A 16,319-nucleotide genomic window follows, 5' to 3' on the forward strand; every position below is an offset into this window, starting at 1 on the left:
GTTTGTGTTCCTGTGGCCGTCATCGGCGCCGGCCTCATGGGCGGCGCCATGGTCGAGCGCCTGCGGGAGCGCGGCTGGCCCGTGGCGGTGCACGACATCGACCCCGCCTGCGCCCAGCGCGCCCGCGCGGCCGGCGCCACGGTCTGCGCCAGTGCGCGCGAGGTGGCGGCCGTTCTGGAAGAAGGTGGTGTCCTGGCTCTCGTGGTGGTGGATGCGGGCCAATGCCGCGAGGTGCTCTGGGGCGAGCAGGGCGCCGCGCCCCTGCTCAAGCCCGGCCAGACCCTGCTGCTGTGCCCCACCATTGCGCCCGAAGACACCGAGGCCATCGCCGCGCGGCTGGCGCCGCGGGGCGTGGACACCATCGACGCCCCCATGTCCGGCGGCCCCGCCCGGGCGCGCGCCGGCACCATGAGCCTGATGCTGGCCGGCCCCGAGGCCGCGCTGCAGCGCCACGCGGGGCTGCTGGCCGACCTGTCCGACAGCCAGTTCCGCGTCGGCGAGCGCGTGGGCGACGGCGCGCGCACCAAGCTCGTGAACAACCTGCTGGCGGGCATCAACCTCGCGGGCGCGGCCGAGGCGCTCGCCCTGGCGCAGCGCCTGGGGCTGGATCTGGCGCGCACGCTCGACGTGATCGAGCGCTCCAGCGGCCAGAGCTGGATCGGCGCCGACCGGCTGCGCCGCCAACTGGCCGGCGACACCGCGCCGCGTGCCCACATGACGCTGCTGGCCAAGGACACGCGCCTCGCGGTGGCCGCCGGTCGGGCCGCCGGGCATGAAGGTGTGCTGGGCCCGCAGGCCGCCGCCGTCTTCGCCGCCGCCTTGAGCGAGGGCATGGCCGGGCTGGACGACGGCGCGCTGCTCGACTGGATGCGCGCGCACCCCGACGGTTTGCCAAGCCCCTGAGCCCCACAGGCGGGCGGGCCGTTCCTACAATGGCCGGATGATCGCCCGCGAACCCACCCTGGCCCGTCTGGCCACCGCCGAGCAGCTCCTGCTCGAACCCTTCGGTCTCACCACCGCCCACCTGCACCAGGCGCTGGCGGAAATCCGCTCGCACGGCGTGGACGACGCCGACCTGTACTTCCAGGCCACCCGCAACGAAGGCTGGAGCCTGGAAGAGGGCATCGTCAAGACCGGCAGTTTCCACATCGAACAGGGCGTGGGCGTGCGCGCCGTGAGCGGCGAGAAAACCGCTTTCGCCTATTCCGACGACCTGTCCTGGGAGTCCCTGCTCGACGCCGCGCGCACCGTGCGCAGCATCTCGGGCCAGGGCCAGGCGAAGAAGGTCAAGGTCAAGGCCTCCAGGGTGGCCAAGTCGCGCTCGCTCTATGCCGACGTGGACCCCATCGCCTCGATGGACAGCACCACCAAGGTGGCGCTGCTGGAAAAAGTGGAGCGCCTGGCCAAGGCCAAGGACCCGCGCGTGGCGCAGGTGATGGCCGGCCTGGCCGCCGAGCACGACGTGGTGCTGGTGGCGCGCGCCGACGGTACCCTGGCGGCCGACGTGCGCCCGCTGATTCGCCTGTCGGTCACCGTCATCGCCGAGCAGAACGGCCGGCGCGAGATGGGCAATTCCGGCGGTGGTGGCCGCTTTGGCCTGGCCTACTTCGACGACGCCATGGTGCAAAGCTACGTCGATGAGGCGGTGGAGCAGGCCCTGACCAACCTCGAGTCGCGCCCCGCACCCGCGGGCGAGATGGTGGTGGTGCTGGGCAGCGGCTGGCCCGGGATCCTGCTGCACGAGGCCGTGGGCCACGGGCTCGAGGGCGACTTCAACCGCAAGGGCAGCAGCGCCTTCGCCGGCCGCATCGGGCAGCGCGTGGCGGCCAAGGGCGTCACCGTGCTCGACGACGGCACCATCGCCGACCGCCGCGGCTCGCTCAACATCGACGATGAGGGCCACGTGTCGCAGCGCAACGTGCTGATCGAAGACGGCATCCTGCGCGGCTACATCCAGGACGCGATGAACGCGCGCCTGATGGGCGTGAAGCCCACCGGCAACGGCCGGCGTGAAAGCTACGCCCACACGCCCATGCCGCGCATGACCAACACCTACATGCTGGGTGGCGACAAGGACCCCGACGAAATCGTCGCCAGCATCAAGAAAGGCCTCTATGCCACCAATTTCGGCGGCGGCCAGGTCGACATCACCAGCGGCAAATTCGTGTTCTCCGCCAGCCAGGCCTTCTGGGTCGAGAACGGCAAGATCCAGTACCCGGTGAAGGGTGCCACCCTGGTCGGCAACGGCCCCGACGCGCTGACGCGCGTGAGCATGATCGGCAACGACATGCGGCTCGACACCGGCGTGGGCACCTGCGGCAAGGAAGGCCAGAGCGTGCCGGTGGGCGTGGGCCAGCCCACGCTGCGCATCGAGGCGCTGACGGTCGGCGGCACGGCCTGATCCCGGTAGCGCCGCCGGTCAAGCGGCGCTACACTGCGCCCCTCGGGACCACAGCCTCCCGCGGCCCGCACCGGGCCAAGACACGTCGTCCAAGCGCTGAACAGCCCTTCACGGAGCCTGTCATGGACGACGATCTTTTCATTTCACGCACAGCCCTGGCCGCGCGCCTGGGCCACGCTGGCGCGCCCTGGATCCTGGATGTGCGCCGCCCCGAACGCTTCGACGCCAGTACCCACCGGGTGGCGGGTGCGCTGCGCACCCTCCCGGCAGACGATGCCGGGCGCGATGTAATCGTGTACTGCGTGCACGGCCACGAGGTGAGCCAGCGCGCGGCGCGCGAGCTGCGCGCCGCCGGCCGCCGAGCCTGGGCGCTGGAAGGCGGCATCGACGGTGGCGAGCCCGGGGTCGATGACAGCGCCTTCATTGGCCGTGTGCGCGCCGAACCCTTGCCCGTGTTGCGCCAGCGGCGCGATCTCGGCGTGAGCGGTGAAGCACCGAGTCGCTGGATCACGCGCGAGCGCCCCCGCATCGACCGCATCGCCTGTCCCTGGCTGGTGCGCCGCTTCATCGACCCGCTGGCCGAGTTCCACTTCGCGCCCACGGCCGAGGTGCTGGCGCGCGCGCAGGCCCTGGGTGCGGTGGCGTTCGACATCCCCGGCGCGCCCATCACCCACGTGGGCGAGCGCTGCAGTTTCGACGCCTTGATCGATGCCTTCGGCCTGCAACTGCCCGCGCTCGACCGGCTCGCCACCATCGTGCGCGGCGCCGACACCGACCGGCTCGACCTCGATCCCGTCAGCGCCGGCCTGCTGGCCGTCTCGCTCGGCCTGGCGCGCCTGCACGAGGGCGACGACCACGCCCTGCTGGCTGCCGGCCTGCCGGTCTACGACGCCCTGTACGCCTGGTGCGCGGCCGAGCAGCGCCGCGACAACGAAACCCATACCTGGAGGCCCGCGTGAGCGATGCCCGTACCGTGTCCTTCGGCGAAGCCCTGCGCTTCTGGCTCAAGCTCGGCTTCATCAGCTTCGGCGGCCCGGCGGGGCAGATCGCGGTGATGCACCGCGAACTCGTGGAACAGCGCCGCTGGATCAGCGAGCGGCGCTTCCTGCACGCCCTCAACTACTGCATGCTGCTGCCCGGTCCCGAGGCCCAGCAACTCGCCACCTACATCGGCTGGCTGTTGCACCGCACCTGGGGGGGCATCGCGGCCGGGGTGCTGTTCGTGCTGCCCTCGCTGCTGCTGCTCGTCGGCCTGAGCTGGGCCTACCTGGTCTATGGCCACGTCGGCTGGGTAGCGGGCGTGCTCTATGGCATCAAGCCCGCGGTGGCGGCCATCGTGGTGCAGGCGGTATGGCGCATCGGCGGCAAGGTGTTGCGCTCGCCGCGCCAGGCGCCCTGGCTGTGGGCGATGGCGATCGGCAGCTTCGTGGCCATCGCCGTACTCGGACTGCCATTTCCGCTGGTGGTGCTGTCGGCGCTGGCGCTGGGCTGGTTGGGCGGGCGCTTTGCGCCGGCGCAGTTCCTGGCAGGCAGCGGCCACGCCTCGGCCAAGGCTGCTGCGGCGCCTGCCGCGCCGGCGCTCATCGACGACCACACGCCCACGCCGGCGCACGCGCGCTTCTCGCGTGGCCGGCTGCTGCGCGTGCTGCTGTTGGGCGGTGTGCTGTGGGCGCTGCCCATGGCCGCGCTGCTGGCCTGGCAAGGTGCGCAGGGCGTACTGCCCACCATGGGCGTGTTCTTCACCCAGGCCGCGCTGCTCACCTTCGGCGGCGCCTATGCGGTGCTGCCTTACGTCTATCAGGGCGCGGTGGTGCATCACGGCTGGCTCAGCGGACCGCAGATGATCGATGGCCTTGCGCTGGGCGAGACCACGCCGGGGCCGCTGATCATGGTCGTCGCCTTCGTCGGCTTCCTCGGTGGCTGGCACACCGAGGTGCTGGGTCCCGAGACCCGCTTTTGGGGCGCTGCCCTGGCGGCCACGGTGGTCACCTGGTTCACCTTCCTGCCCTCGTTCGTCTTCATCCTGGCGGGTGGGCCGCTGGTGGAAAGCACGCACGGGCAGATGCATTTCATCGCGCCGCTCACCGGCATCACGGCGGCGGTGGTGGGCGTGATCGCCAGCCTGGGTGTCTTCTTCCTCGCCCACATCGCCTGGCCCGTGCCCGGTGGGCCTGCGGATTTCGCGGCGCTGGCGATCGCGGCGCTGGCGGCCCTGGCGCTGGTGTGCTTCAAGCTCGGTGTCATCCCCGTGATCGCGGCCTGCGGCGCGCTGGGGGTGTTGCTCAAAGCCACCGGCTGGGCAGCCTGACGCGCGGCCGTCACAAGCCCTGTGCTACATTGCGCCCCATGCCTTCGCGCGCCGTTTACTTCGCTTTTTACTTTTGGTTCTCTGTCCCCGGCGGACGAGAGGCGAAGACGTAAGCGCGCCAAGCACCTCGATCAAAACCGCCGGAGCCTCTGCCCGGCGGTTTTTTTTTGCCCCCACCATATTCCTCTAGACCCACCCAGGAGCCCGTGATGAACGCCAAAGCCACTTCCGCCGCCAGCGACGCCTGGTATGCGCGTCCTCTCGACAAGACCAGCGAGACCGACGACCAACGCATCCAGGACATCACCGTGCTTCCCCCGCCCGAACACCTCATCCGCTTCTTCCCCATCGCCGGCACGCCGACGGAAGCCCTGATCAGTCAGACCCGTCAGCGCATCCACCGCATCCTGCACGGCAAGGACGACCGGCTGCTGGTGGTCATCGGACCCTGCTCCATTCACGACCCCGGTGCCGCCCTGGACTACGCCCGGCGGCTGAAGCCCTTGCGCGAGCAGTACGCCGACACGCTGGAGATCGTGATGCGCGTCTACTTCGAGAAGCCGCGCACGACGGTGGGCTGGAAGGGCCTGATCAACGACCCCTACCTCGACGAGAGCTATCGCATCGACGAGGGCCTGCGCATCGCGCGTCAGTTGCTCATCGAGATCAATCGCCAGGGCCTGCCGGCGGGCAGCGAGTTTCTCGACGTGATCTCGCCCCAGTACATCGGTGACCTCATCAGCTGGGGCGCCATCGGCGCGCGCACCACCGAAAGCCAGGTGCACCGCGAACTGGCCTCGGGCCTGTCGGCGCCCATCGGGTTCAAGAACGGCACCGACGGCAACATCAAGATCGCCACCGACGCGATCCAGGCGGCGGGCCGCGGCCACCATTTCCTGTCGGTGCACAAGAACGGCCAGGTCGCCATCGTGCAGACCAAGGGCAACAAGGACTGCCACGTGATCCTGCGCGGTGGCAAGGCGCCCAACTACGACGCCGCCAGCGTGGCCGCCGCAGTGAAGGACCTCGAAGCGGCCAAGCAGACGCCGCGCCTCATGATCGACTTCAGCCACGCCAACAGCAGCAAGCAGCATGAAAAGCAGATCGATGTGGCCCGCGACGTGGGCGCGCAGATCGCGGGCGGCTCCAAGTCCATCTTCGGCGTGATGATCGAGAGCCATATCGAGGCTGGCGCGCAGAAGTTCACCCCGGGCAAGGACGATCCCGCTGCGTTGCAGTACGGGCAGAGCATCACCGACGCCTGCCTGGGCTGGAGCGATTCGGTGCAGGCGCTGGAGATTCTGTCGCAGTCGGTCGAGGCTGCGCGCCGCCGCTGAGCGAGGAGGGTTTTCCGCGGTGCCGTGCCCGGTGGGCGCGGCACAATGGCCCGACAACCAGCCTCGCGGAGACACACCCATGCGCAGCCAAGTCATCGTCACCTGGGGCGAGCCCGCCACCTACCGCATCGACCTGGAAGAGGTGCAGCCCATGCCGCATGACCAGGCGCGGCACTGGCTGGACGAGCAGTTCACGCAGATGGGCTGCGAGCCGATCCGGCTCACGGGCAAGGTGCTCACGGCCGACAAGATCCTGTGCATCGCGCAGGCCGCGGGCCAGCCACGCTTTCAGGAAGCGGCGCACCGCGACTGGGCCCTGGCCTTCGCGCGCGCGGCCAGCGCGGCGCTGGCCAAGCCCGTCGTCACCGTGGACGTGCCGGCCCAGTCGCTGAGCTATTGAATCAGGGGGCGGCCAGCGCCTTGAGCAGGCGCTCGTGAATGCCGCCGAAGCCGCCGTTGCTCATGCACACGATGTGATCGCCGGCCTGCGCGGCCTGCGTCACCTGGTTCACCACCGTGTCGATGTTCGCGCCCACCACCGCGCGCGCGCCCATGGGCGCCAGCGCCTCGGCGGCGTCCCAGTCGAGCCCGCCCGAGTGGCAGAAGGCCAGGTCGGCGTTCTCCAGGCTCCAGGGCAGTTGCGCTTTCATCGTGCCCAGCTTCATGGTGTTGCTGCGCGGCTCGAACACCGCGAGGATGCGCCCGCGCGGCTGGCCCAGGCGGCGCGCCAGGCCATCGAGCGTGGTGCGGATGGCCGTGGGGTGGTGCGCGAAGTCGTCGTAGACCGTGATGTCGCCGCCCGCGTGCGCCACGGTGCCGCGCACCTCCATGCGCCGACGCACGTTCTCGAAACGCGCCAGGGCCTGCGCGGCCTCCGCGGGCGGCACGCCCAGGTGATCGGCCGCCGCGATGGCCGCCAGTGCATTGAGCTGGTTGTGTACGCCGCTGAGCGCCCAGCGTACGTGGCCGACCACCTGACCACGTTCCAGCACGGCGAAGTCGTGCGGCTCGCCCTGAGCGGTGAAGTCGCTCACGGCGGCACCGAAGCTGCGAACCTCGCTCCAGCAGCCCTGGTGCAGCACGCGCTCCAGGCTGTCCTCCAGCCCGTTGACCACCACGCGTCCGCTGCCGGGCACGGTGCGCACCAGGTGATGGAACTGCCGCTCGATCGCCTTGAGGTCGTCGAAGATGTCGGCGTGGTCGAACTCGAGGTTGTTCAGGATGGCCGTGCGCGGGCGGTAGTGCACGAATTTGCTGCGCTTGTCGAAGAAGGCGGTGTCGTATTCGTCCGCTTCAATAACGAAGGCCTTGCCTTGGCCCAGCCGGGCGGAGAGGCCGAAGTTCATCGGCACGCCGCCCACCAGGAACCCCGGCTGCTGTCCGCAGGCCTCCAGAACCCACGCAAGCATCGACGTGGTGGTTGTCTTGCCGTGCGTGCCGGCCACGGCCAGCACGTGGCGACCCTGCAGCACGTGTTCGGCCAGCCACTGCGGGCCGCTGGTGTAGGGCGCGCCGGCTTCCAGGATGGCTTCCATCAGCGGGAACTTGGGACTGCCGTCGGGCAGGCGGGCGCGGCTGACCACGTTGCCGATGACCCAGACGTCCGGCTTGAGCGCCATCTGGTCGGCACCGAAGCCCTCGATGAGATCGATGCCGAGGGCGCGGAGCTGGTCGCTCATGGGTGGGTAGACGCCGGCGTCGCAGCCGGTCACGCGGTGGCCCGCCTCGCGGGCCAGGGCCGCAACACCGCCCATGAAGGTGCCGCAGATGCCCAGGATGTGAATATGCATGCGCGGATTCTAGGGAGGTGGGCGCGGCCATCCTCCGTAGCGCCGAGGAGAGAATGGCGCCCGCCTTGTGGGCTTTGTCCACGGGGCACAATCCCCGGATGCTCTCGCGAGACGACACCGCTGCCGAGATCGCCGCCGTGGCCGCGCGCCTGGTGGTCGACGAAGGCCAGGACTACGCTGCGGCCAAGCGCGCCGCCATCCGCCAGTTGGGGATGCACACCCGCACCCCGCTGCCCGATAACGACACGCTGGAAGCCGCCGTGCGCGAACACATTGCCGTGTTCTGCGCCGACACCCAGCCCGCCGAGCTGCGCGCGCTGCGGGAACTGGCGCTGCTCTGGATGGATCGACTCCAGGCTTTCCGCCCGCACCTGGGCGGTGCCGCCTGGCACGGCACGGCCACGCGCCACAGCGACCTTCACATGCACCTCTTCTGCGACGACCCCAAGCAGGCCGAATGGGCCTTGATCGACCACCGCGTGGACTACCACCCTGGCACCGGCACGGGCTGGCGCGGCGAACCGGTGGAGGCGCTCACGGTGCGCACGCGCAGCGAGGCGCTCGGCCAGTGGGTGCTGATGCACCTGCTGGTGCACGACCTGGACGGCCTGCGCGGCGCGCTCAAGCCCGACAGCCAGGGGCGCAAGCCGCGTGGCGACGCCGCTGCGTTGCGCGAGCGCCTGGCGGCGGAAGCAGGGGAGGGCTCGTGATGAAGTTGCAGCGTCGCCATTGGTTGGCTGGTGGCGTGGCGCTGGCCGCGGCTGGCGCCGGGGTGTGGTGGGCCGAGCGGCGCCTGAGTCCGGCACCGGTGATGGACGGCGCCGAGGCCGCGTTCTGGCAGACCTCGTTCGAAACGCCCGAAGGCGGCGCCACGCTGGCCGTGGCTGCCCTGCGCGGCCGCCCGCTGCTCGTGAACTTCTGGGCCACCTGGTGCCCGCCCTGCGTGGAGGAGTTGCCACTGCTCGATGCGTTCCACCAGAAGCAATCGCCCAAGGGCTGGCAACTGCTGGGGTTGGCGGTCGATCGCGTGGAGCCGGTGCGCCAGTTCCTGCAGCGCCTGCCACTGTCCTTCCCCGTCGGCATGACCGGCTTCGCCGGCACCGAACTCAGCCGCACGCTGGGCAACGCCACCGGCGCCTTGCCCTTCACCGTGGTGTTCGGCTCCGACGGCCGCGTGCTCCACCGCAAGATCGGTCAGGTGCACGAGTCCGATCTGGCCCAGTGGGCGGAACTGGCCTGATGCGCTGAACGGGTCGCAAGCCCGCTCATCTGCATTGATTTTTGGGCCGGACGACCGGGCTGGTGCCATGTGTGACTTCGTGTACACTGCCCCACCCTTTGGCGGTTGGGGCATCTCCATTCGACGAAATTGAGAGCATTTAGTACCAACTTCGCCGAACTTCGTTGGAGAAATCATGGATTTGCGAAAACTCAAGACGCTGATCGATCTGGTGTCGGAATCGAACGTGTCGGAGCTCGAGATCACCGAGGCCGAAGGCAAGGTCCGCATCGTCAAGGCCACGCCGGCCGTGATGCCCGCCCCCATTACTTACAGCATGCCGCCCGTGGCGCCGGCCGCCCCGGCCGCGCAGGTGGTGGAAGTGGCGTCGCCCGCTGCGGCCACCGCGCCCGTGCAGCCGGCCGGCCATTTGGTCAAGTCGCCCATGGTCGGCACGTTCTACCGCGCTTCGGCCCCGGGTGCCAAGGCATTTGTCGAAGTCGGCGACACGGTGAAGGAGGGTGACACCATCTGCATCGTCGAGGCTATGAAGATCCTCAACGAGATCGAGGCCGACAAGAGCGGCACCGTGACCCAGATCCTGGTCCAGAACGGCCAGGCCGTCGAATACGGCCAGCCGCTGTTCGCGATCGAGTGAGGGCCGCGCACCCATGTTCAAGAAGATCCTGATCGCCAACCGCGGCGAGATCGCCCTGCGCATCCAGCGCGCCTGCCGCGAGATGGGCATCAAGGCGGTGATGGTCTATTCCGAGGCCGACCGCGACGCCAAGTACGTCAAGCTGGCCGAAGAAGCGGTGTGCATCGGCCCGGCCCAGTCGGGCCAGAGCTACCTGAACATGCCTGCCATCATCTCGGCCGCCGAGGTGACGGACGCCGAGGCCATCCACCCCGGCTACGGCTTCCTGAGCGAGAACGCCGACTTCGCCGAGCGCGTGGAGCGCAGTGGCTTCACCTTCATCGGCCCCACGCCCGATTCCATCCGCCTCATGGGCGACAAGGTCTCGGCCAAGCAGGCCATGATCCGAGCGGGCGTGCCCTGCGTGCCCGGCTCCGACGGCGCGCTGCCCGACGACCCGGTGGTGATCAAGCGCACCGCCAAGGCCGTGGGGTACCCGGTGATCATCAAGGCCGCGGGCGGTGGCGGCGGGCGCGGCATGCGCGTGGTGCACACCGAGGCAGCGCTGCTGCACGCGGTACAGACCACCAAGGCCGAGGCCGGCGCGGCCTTCGGCAACGCCGAGGTTTACATGGAGAAGTTCCTCCAGAACCCCCGGCACATCGAGATCCAGATCCTGGCCGACCAGCACCGCAACGCCGTCTACCTGGGCGAGCGCGACTGCTCCATGCAGCGGCGCCACCAGAAGGTCATCGAGGAAGCACCGGCGCCGGGCATCCCGCGCCGCCTGATCGAGAAGATCGGCGAGCGTTGCGCGGCCGCCTGCAAGAAGATCGGCTACCGCGGTGCGGGCACGTTCGAGTTCCTGTTCGAGAACGGCGAGTTCTATTTCATCGAGATGAACACGCGTGTGCAGGTGGAGCACCCGGTGACCGAATGGATCACCGGCATCGACATCGTGCGCACGCAGATCGCCGTGGCCGCGGGCGAGAAGCTGCCGTTCACGCAGCGCCAGGTGCAGCTCAAGGGCCACGCCATCGAATGCCGCGTGAACGCCGAAGACCCGTACAAGTTCACGCCCTCGCCGGGCCGCATCACCCTGTGGCACCCGCCGGGTGGCCCTGGCGTGCGCGTGGACTCGCACGTCTACAACAACTACTTCGTGCCGCCCAACTACGACTCCATGATCGGCAAGATCATCGTGCACGGCGACACGCGCGAGCAGGCGCTGGCGCGCATGCGCACCGCGCTGGCTGAGACGGTGGTCGAAGGCATCAAGACCAACATCCCGCTGCACCGCGAGTTGATGGTCGATGCCAGTTTCGTGGCCGGTGGAACGAACATCCACTATCTCGAAGAGTGGCTGTCGCAGCGTGAGCGCTGATTCCGCCGCTGGCGCGGCCACGCCGTTCGAACTGGTTCTGGTAGTGCCCGAGGGGGCCATCGAGGCCGTGGGCGAAGCGCTCGACGCGCTGGATGCGCTCAGCGTGTCGGTGGAAGACGCCGACGCCATGACCGAGGCCGAGCAAGCCCTGTTCGGCGAGCCCGGCATGCCGCCGCCCAAGGAAGGCTGGCAGCGTTCGCGCGTGGTCGCGCTGTTCCCCGACGAGGCCGCCGCGCGCGAGGCCGCCACGCTGCTGTCGGCGCAGGACTTCTTCGACGGCTGCCGCGTGCAGGGCGTGCGCGCGGTGCCCGAGCAGGACTGGGTGCGCCTGACGCAATCGCAGTTCGAGCCGGTCGAGATCACGCCGACGTTCTGGATCGTGCCCTCATGGCATGAGCCGCCCGCGCAGGCGCGCGAGGTGATCCGGCTTGACCCGGGCCTGGCCTTCGGCACCGGCACCCACCCCACCACCCGCATGTGCCTGCGCTGGACGGCCACGCACGCGCCCGTGGGGCCGCGCGTGCTCGACTACGGCTGCGGCTCGGGCATCCTGGCCATCGGCGCGGCCAAGCACGGCGCGCGCGACATTCTCGCCGTCGACATCGATCCGGCGGCAGTGGAATCCACGCGCCTCAACGCCAACGCGAACAGTGTCGCGCTGCAGGCCGGCCTGCCCGATGCTGCGAAGGGCGAGCACGATCTGGTGCTCGCCAACATCCTGGCCACGCCGCTGAAGGTGCTCGCGCCGCTGCTGTGTTCGCACGTGCGCCCGGGCGGCCATCTGGTGCTCGCGGGCATCCTGGCGCGTCAGGCCGACGAGCTGCGCGAGGCCTATGCGCCCTGGCTCGCGCTCGAGGTCAGTGACGAAGAGGACGGCTGGATCCTCATGACCGCGCGCAAGCCTTGAGCCCGTCCGGGCGAGGCCCGCGATAATCGGTCCCCATGAGTTTCACCACCCGCTGTCCGGCTTGCGGCACCGTGTTCCGCGTGGTGGCCGATCAACTCAAGATTTCGGACGGCTGGGTGCGGTGCGGTCACTGCTCCGACGTGTTCGACGCCACCATCCACCTGGAAGCGTGGGTGCCGACGGCCACGGTCACGCCGGTCGATCAGGCCGCGGTGGTGCCGGAGCGCTCGCCCGCGCCGGCGCCTGCGCCTGCGCCTCTCACCATGCCCGTGGCAACACAGCCGCCTCCGCCCCTTGACCCAACCCCGGTCGTGGCCGACGTGCCTGCTCCACCCGCGGAGTCGCCCGACGACAACGACTTGCGGGCCTGGTTTGGCGACGGCCCTCTCGATGCGCCTCTGGTCACCGAGCCCGTCGTCGAGGAAGCCGCTGCGGCGGCCGAGCCCGAACCCGAACCCGAACCCGATCCCGTCCTGCCTGTGCCCCTACCCGAGGCGATGACCGAATCGGCGCCAGAACCGGAAGAGCCACTGGCTCGGGAACCCGAAGACGAGTGGATGCCCAGCGTATCGAACACGCTTGCCGTGGCGTCCCAGGAAGAGCCCGAGTCGGACTTCCACGCCGAGCTGGAGCGCTTCGCGCATTCCACACGTGCGCCCTTGCCCACAGAACCTGCCGATGTCAACTCCGCGAGCGTCGCCGCGCCAGCCGACGTGGCGCCGCCCGCATCAGCCCCTCGAGAGCGCGACGACGACATCCCCGACGCAGAGCCCGGCTTCGTGCGCCAGGCCCGCCGCCGCGCGTTCTGGACCTCTCCCGGCATGCGCGTCGCGCTGGTGCTGCTGGCGCTCGTGCTCGCGCTGCTGCTCGCGACGCAATGGGCCATTCAAGAGCGCCACCGCGTGGTCGCGGCGCAGCCCGCGCTCAAGCCCTGGATCGAACAGGCCTGCGTACACCTCGGCTGCGACCTCGCACCGGTGCGCCAGATCGACGCCATCGTGATCGACAGCGCCGAGCTGGTGCGCCGGCTCGGCAACTTTCATTCGTTCGACATCGTGCTGCACAACCAGTCGCCGCTGGAGGTGGCCCTGCCGGCGCTCGAACTGACGCTGACCGACACCCAACAGGTGGTGGTGGCGCGCCGCGTGTTCCTGCCGCAGGACTGGCCCGCCGACGTCACGGCCCTGCCGCCGCACGAGCGTGTGTCGGTCAGCTTCCGCCTCTCGATCTCGCTTGGCGAGGGCGTGCCCACAGCGGGCTATCGCGCCCTGGTCTTCTATCCCTGAAACCCACCCTTCGACACCATGCCCATCCTCGTTTGCGGCTCGCTGGCCTTCGACACCATCATGACCTTCGAGGGTCGGTTCGCCGACCAGATCCTGCCCGACCAGTTGCACATCCTGAACGTGTCTTTCCTGGTGCCCGGGTTGCGGCGCGATTTCGGTGGCTGCGCGGGCAACATCGCCTATGGCCTGCGGCAACTGGGTGCCGAGGTGGCGCCATTGGCCGCGCTGGGCAGCGACGGTGCTGAGTACCTCGCCCGCATGCGCGAGCTGGGCGTGGACACCACCCATGTGAGCACCGTGGCCGAGGCCTACACCGCGCAGGCCATGATCATGACCGACCGCGACAACAACCAGATCACGGCCTTTCACCCGGGCGCCATGTCCTTCGCGCATGACACGCCTGTGCCCGCGCGCAAAGACCTCACGCTGGGCATCATCGCGCCCGATGGCCGCGAGGGCATGGTCTCCCACGCTGCGCAGCTCAAGGCCGCGGGCGTGCCCTTCGTGTTCGATCCGGGCCAGGGCCTGCCCATGTTCAATGGAGAAGAGTTGCTGCGCTTCATCGACCAGGCGAGCTGGGTGGCGGTGAACGACTACGAAGGCCGCATGCTCTGCGATCGCACGGGCCTGTCGCTGGCCGACATCTCCCAACGCGTGCGCGGCCTGGTGGTCACGCTCGCCGACCAGGGCTGCGACGTCTGGGAGAACGGTATGGCCACGCGCGTGCCGGGTGTGAAGGCCGAGGCCGTGGTCGATCCCACGGGCTGTGGCGACGCCTTCCGCGCGGCGCTGCTGCACGGCCTGTCCAAAGGCTGGCCGCTGGCGCGCTGCGCCGAACTGGGCAACCGCCTGGGCGCGCTCAAGATCGCGGTGCGCGGTCCGCAGAACTACACGGTGGACGCCGCGCTGCTGGCCTGAACGCGGTCCGGAACAAAAAAAGCCCGGTGCATTCGCACCGGGCTTTCAGATCAACTCAACGCTGACTCAGGGCTTGCTGGACGTCGGGAACGGCCAGGCGGCTTGAGGGTTGAGCTTGGTCTGAGCGGCGGGAGCGGCCGCGGGAGCAGGGGCAGCCGGCTTCTTGGCCGGCTCAGCTTTTTTTGCGGGGGCTGCCTTCTTCGCAGGGGCTGCCTTTTTCGCAGGGGCCTTTTTAGCTGCCGCTTTCTTCGCGGGCGCCTTCTTCGCAGCGGCTTTCTTCGCCGGCGCTTTCTTGGCCGCGGCCTTTTTCGCCGGGGCTTTCTTGGCTACCGCTTTCTTGGCGGGAGCCTTTTTGGCCGCGACTTTCTTTTTCGCCGGAGCCTTCTTGGCCGCGACTTTCTTCGCCGGGGCTTTCTTGGCGGCGACCTTCTTCTTCGCCGGCGCCTTCTTGGCGGCGACTTTCTTCGCCGGGGCCTTCTTCGCCACGACTTTCTTCGCCGGGGCTTTCTTGGCGGCGACTTTCTTCTTCGCCGGCGCCTTTTTCGCCGCAGCCTTCTTGGCCGGGGCTTTCTTCGCAGTTGCCATTGCTTTCTCCTTGATCAAGTTGCAAAGAGCACTTCAGCCGGTCGGATGGCCGGTGAAGCGATTCAAGGTTCTGCGGTCAGGTGGATGCATCCACAACAGACCACAGGGCCCTGAATCCGGGGTCAGGCCAGTGCGGGCGTCTGCGCGCCCTGCGGCTGTCCTGATGATTCGATTCGTCTTCTTGTTTGCTGGCAATGCGGAGACCCGGCCGGGACATCAGTCCCAGGAGAGCGCTCCGCCCGATTGGTACTCGATCACCCGTGTTTCGAAGAAGTTGCGTTCCTTCTTGAGGTCGATCATCTCGCTCATCCAGGGGAACGGGTTCTCTTCGTTCGGGAACAGGGGCTCCAGGCCGATCTGCGTGGCGCGCCGGTTGGCGATGTAGCGCAGGTAGCCCTTGAACATGGAGGCATTGAGGCCCAGCACGCCGCGCGGCATGGTGTCCTCGGCGTAGCGGTATTCGAGTTCAACGGCCTTGAGGAACAGTTCCTTGATCTCGGCCTTGAACTCGGACGTCCAGAGCAGTGGGTTCTCCATCTTGATCGCGTTGATCAGGTCGATGCCGAAATTGCAGTGCATCGACTCGTCGCGCAGGATGTACTGGTACTGCTCGGCGGCGCCGGTCATCTTGTTCTGGCGGCCCAGCGCCAGGATCTGGGTGAAGCCGACGTAGAAGAACATGCCCTCCATCAGGCAGGCGAAGACGATCAGGCTCTTGAGCAGGGTCTGGTCGTTCTCGGGCGTGCCGGTGTGGAAGTTCGGGTCCATGATCGCCTCGATGAAGGGGATCAGGAATTCGTCCTTGTCGCGGATCGACTGCACCTCGTTGTAGGCATTGAAGATCTCGGCTTCGTCGAGACCCAGCGACTCCACGATGTACTGGTAGGCGTGCGTGTGGATGGCTTCTTCGAAGGCCTGGCGCAGCAGGAACTGGCGGCACTCGGGGGCCGTGATGTGGCGGTAGGTGCCCAGCACGATGTTGTTGGCGGCCAGCGAATCGGCGGTGACGAAGAAGCCGAGGTTGCGCTTGACGATGCGACGCTCGTCTTCCGTGAGGCCGTTGGGATCTTTCCAGAGCGCGATGTCGCGGCTCATGTTCACTTCCTGCGGCATCCAGTGGTTGGCGCAGGTGGCCAGGTACTTCTCCCAGGCCCACTTGTACTTGAACGGCACCAGCTGGTTGACGTCGGTCTGGCCGTTGATGATGCGCTTGTCGGCCACGTTGATGCGGCGCTGCGGCGCGGCCGCCTGGCTCGACGGCGTGGCGGAGGAGGCGACGTGACGGGTGACGGCGGCGGTGGTCTCACCGATGGATGAGACTTGCAAGCCCGGCTGGCCGGAAGGGCGGGGGCTGTGCGTCGACGTCGAAGAAGGTGTTGTGGGTTCGTCCCAGTTCAACATAAGGGTCGGTCCGATTCAGTGAATTATCAAAGTGTCTGTGCGAATTGCAAAGCAATCAGACCGCATGCTCACGAATTTTGTTGCGGTGTTGCATCGAATGAATCAACGCATTGCATCGCGACGGGGTTCGATTGCACGCAATCCGA

General features: G+C 68.5%; 16 protein-coding genes. 13 read left to right on the forward strand and 3 right to left on the reverse strand.

From position 1 onward, the window contains the following. Positions 1 to 12: 12 nt before the first annotated feature. The 6 genes from BN948_RS02400 (at position 13) to BN948_RS02425 (ending at position 6,446) form a co-directional block, all read left to right on the forward strand. A complete protein-coding gene (locus BN948_RS02400; protein WP_035620190.1) occupies positions 13 to 903 on the forward strand; it encodes an NAD(P)-dependent oxidoreductase in 891 nt (296 codons plus the stop codon). Positions 904 to 940: 37 nt separating this feature from the next. Then, positions 941 to 2,401, forward strand: coding sequence for a metalloprotease TldD (tldD, locus tag BN948_RS02405; RefSeq protein ID WP_009516556.1), 1,461 nt, complete (start codon positions 941 to 943; stop codon positions 2,399 to 2,401). 122 nt (positions 2,402 to 2,523) lie between these two features. After that, positions 2,524 to 3,360 (forward strand): chromate resistance protein ChrB domain-containing protein, encoded by an 837-nt coding sequence (locus tag BN948_RS02410; RefSeq protein ID WP_009516557.1) that lies wholly within the window; start codon positions 2,524 to 2,526, stop codon positions 3,358 to 3,360. Further along, on the forward strand, positions 3,357 to 4,709 hold the full coding sequence (chrA, locus tag BN948_RS02415; protein WP_009516558.1) for a chromate efflux transporter: 1,353 nt from the start codon (positions 3,357 to 3,359) through the stop codon (positions 4,707 to 4,709). The genes BN948_RS02410 and chrA overlap by 4 nt, the downstream gene beginning before the upstream one ends. 209 nt (positions 4,710 to 4,918) lie before the next feature. Further along, a complete protein-coding gene (locus BN948_RS02420; RefSeq protein ID WP_009516559.1) occupies positions 4,919 to 6,046 on the forward strand; it encodes a 3-deoxy-7-phosphoheptulonate synthase in 1,128 nt (375 codons plus the stop codon). A 79-nt stretch (positions 6,047 to 6,125) separates the two neighbouring features. After that, positions 6,126 to 6,446, forward strand: coding sequence for a hypothetical protein (locus BN948_RS02425; protein WP_009516560.1), 321 nt, complete (start codon positions 6,126 to 6,128; stop codon positions 6,444 to 6,446). 1 nt (position 6,447) lies between these two features. On the opposite strand, the gene mpl is transcribed toward BN948_RS02425, so the two are convergent. Continuing rightward, positions 6,448 to 7,836: a UDP-N-acetylmuramate:L-alanyl-gamma-D-glutamyl-meso-diaminopimelate ligase gene (mpl, locus tag BN948_RS02430; RefSeq protein WP_009516561.1), complete on the reverse strand. Its 1,389-nt coding sequence runs from the start codon at positions 7,834 to 7,836 to the stop codon at positions 6,448 to 6,450. Positions 7,837 to 7,934: 98 nt separating this feature from the next. On the opposite strand from mpl, the gene BN948_RS02435 reads away from it, so the two are divergent. The 7 genes from BN948_RS02435 to BN948_RS02465 all read left to right on the forward strand — a co-directional run bounded on the left by BN948_RS02435 (position 7,935) and on the right by BN948_RS02465 (position 14,187). Further along, complete coding sequence (locus BN948_RS02435; protein ID WP_035620318.1) at positions 7,935 to 8,546, forward strand: hypothetical protein; 612 nt, start codon at positions 7,935 to 7,937, stop codon at positions 8,544 to 8,546. After that, positions 8,546 to 9,076 (forward strand): TlpA disulfide reductase family protein, encoded by a 531-nt coding sequence (locus BN948_RS02440; protein ID WP_009516564.1) that lies wholly within the window; start codon positions 8,546 to 8,548, stop codon positions 9,074 to 9,076. The genes BN948_RS02435 and BN948_RS02440 overlap by 1 nt, the downstream gene beginning before the upstream one ends. Positions 9,077 to 9,251: 175 nt before the next feature. Further along, entirely contained in the window at positions 9,252 to 9,713 is a 462-nt protein-coding gene (gene accB / locus BN948_RS02445) for an acetyl-CoA carboxylase biotin carboxyl carrier protein (protein WP_009516565.1), read from the forward strand. Positions 9,714 to 9,726: 13 nt separating this feature from the next. Next, on the forward strand, positions 9,727 to 11,076 hold the full coding sequence (accC, locus tag BN948_RS02450) for an acetyl-CoA carboxylase biotin carboxylase subunit (protein ID WP_009516566.1): 1,350 nt from the start codon (positions 9,727 to 9,729) through the stop codon (positions 11,074 to 11,076). After that, entirely contained in the window at positions 11,066 to 11,983 is a 918-nt protein-coding gene (gene prmA, locus BN948_RS02455; protein ID WP_009516567.1) for a 50S ribosomal protein L11 methyltransferase, read from the forward strand. Before accC ends, prmA begins: the two co-directional genes overlap by 11 nt. A gap of 35 nt (positions 11,984 to 12,018) precedes the next feature. Next, positions 12,019 to 13,269, forward strand: a complete 1,251-nt coding sequence (locus tag BN948_RS02460; RefSeq protein WP_009516568.1) for a zinc-ribbon and DUF3426 domain-containing protein — start codon at positions 12,019 to 12,021, stop codon at positions 13,267 to 13,269. Between the two features lie 18 nt (positions 13,270 to 13,287). Then, positions 13,288 to 14,187, forward strand: a complete 900-nt coding sequence (locus BN948_RS02465; protein WP_009516569.1) for a carbohydrate kinase family protein — start codon at positions 13,288 to 13,290, stop codon at positions 14,185 to 14,187. 66 nt (positions 14,188 to 14,253) lie between these two features. Here BN948_RS02465 and BN948_RS02470 read toward each other — a convergent pair whose 3' ends face one another. Next, a complete protein-coding gene (locus BN948_RS02470) occupies positions 14,254 to 14,772 on the reverse strand; it encodes a histone H1-like DNA-binding protein (RefSeq protein WP_009516570.1) in 519 nt (172 codons plus the stop codon). Between the two features lie 216 nt (positions 14,773 to 14,988). After that, positions 14,989 to 16,173, reverse strand: a complete 1,185-nt coding sequence (locus BN948_RS02475; protein WP_009516571.1) for a ribonucleotide-diphosphate reductase subunit beta — start codon at positions 16,171 to 16,173, stop codon at positions 14,989 to 14,991. Between the last annotated feature and the right edge of the window lie 146 nt (positions 16,174 to 16,319).

The sequence above is a fragment of the Hydrogenophaga intermedia genome (assembly GCF_000723405.1).
Lineage (GTDB): Bacteria > Pseudomonadota > Gammaproteobacteria > Burkholderiales > Burkholderiaceae_C > Hydrogenophaga > Hydrogenophaga intermedia.